The organism is Bartonella sp. LB28NMGDW (assembly GCF_042194435.1).
In the GTDB taxonomy this organism is placed as follows: Bacteria; Pseudomonadota; Alphaproteobacteria; order Rhizobiales; family Rhizobiaceae; genus Bartonella; species Bartonella grahamii.
Genome location: NZ_JBHIMX010000098.1, coordinates 1 through 1,082, shown reverse-complemented (window position 1 = coordinate 1,082; position 1,082 = coordinate 1). Strand labels below are relative to the sequence as shown.

The 1,082-nt window shown below is 43.6% G+C and carries 2 protein-coding genes; both read right to left on the bottom strand.

Features of this window, described 5'->3' with window-relative positions; genetic code table 11:
- A partial coding sequence (locus ACFIKG_RS09385; protein ID WP_375652209.1) for a hypothetical protein occupies positions 1-218 on the bottom strand: 218 nt, incomplete at its 3' end.
- Between the two features lie 9 nt (positions 219-227).
- Positions 228-1,082 (bottom strand): phage tail protein (locus ACFIKG_RS09380; RefSeq protein ID WP_375652208.1); only part of this gene is annotated, 855 nt, incomplete at its 5' end.

Sequence of the window (1,082 nt, the reverse complement as noted above, 5' to 3'; positions counted from 1 at the left end):
AATGAACACTCTTTCAAATCTTCAAACTCTTCTCTTAAAGCCTCTAAGCGCTTCTCTAAATCTTTCAGTGAACCATCAAGCTCCGTTTTCAAAGCGGCTTTCAGTAAATCAAAAACGCCATTAAGCGGCGCATGAACAAATCCTCCCCCCGAATACAAAACGACCCGTACTTGAGACGGGTCGCTAATCTCTGATATCGCAAACGGTTTTAATGACATTTCAACTCCTCATGTCTTGATCCCATAAACTACACTCACATTAACGGGGCGCGTTTCAACACCACCAACCCTCTCTGCCATAAGGTGATGTTCATGATGCTCTCTGTCATTTAGACCTTCTGTTATAGGCGTGGAATAATATAAAAAATTAGCAAACGGGCTCCTGATAAACCAAGGTAAACGCGGCGGCTTATCTTTTTCTGTAAACCAAAATGGAACCTCTGAAATGCCCACTATTCGGTCAAATTCTTCATGACATTTCTTTAAGCTATCCCCACTCAAACCTACACACTCTTCGTCTATAGCTCTCTTGCGCCTTTGCAAGTGAGCTTCAGAAGAAGAAACATCTCGTTTTTTTCGAGAAGAAAGACCTTCTGATGACGCTGGACCTATAAAATGTTCATGCGCTTTTAAAGAACAGCCTTGCTGACTTGCAAAAGAACGCCAAGGGTCTAGATTGCGTTCATTATCAAGTCCCCGTAAAAACATCCCCCGAAAATCGGGAACATTAAACGTCGTGGCGCCATCCCCTTCTCCCCACGTCGTTCCTATGACACAAAATAAATCCCAATAAACATACCGTGAATAAGCACGCCCATCACATGGCAACCAACCATCCGGCAAGCGTTCCATTGCAAACGGTCCTATCAGACCGGAAGGTAAGCGTTTTAAGGAAGAAACTTTGCCCCTTGTCGGATTGAGAACTTGCCAACCGGTTATATCTTCATCATACACAAGCCTATAAAGACAACCATCTTGTATCTCTCCTCCCGATAAGGCTAATAAACCGGTTTCTGTCGCCTTATAAACGGGCTTACCGGCTAAATTATTTAAAGCAATTGTTGTCGCCCCAACATTCTTGCC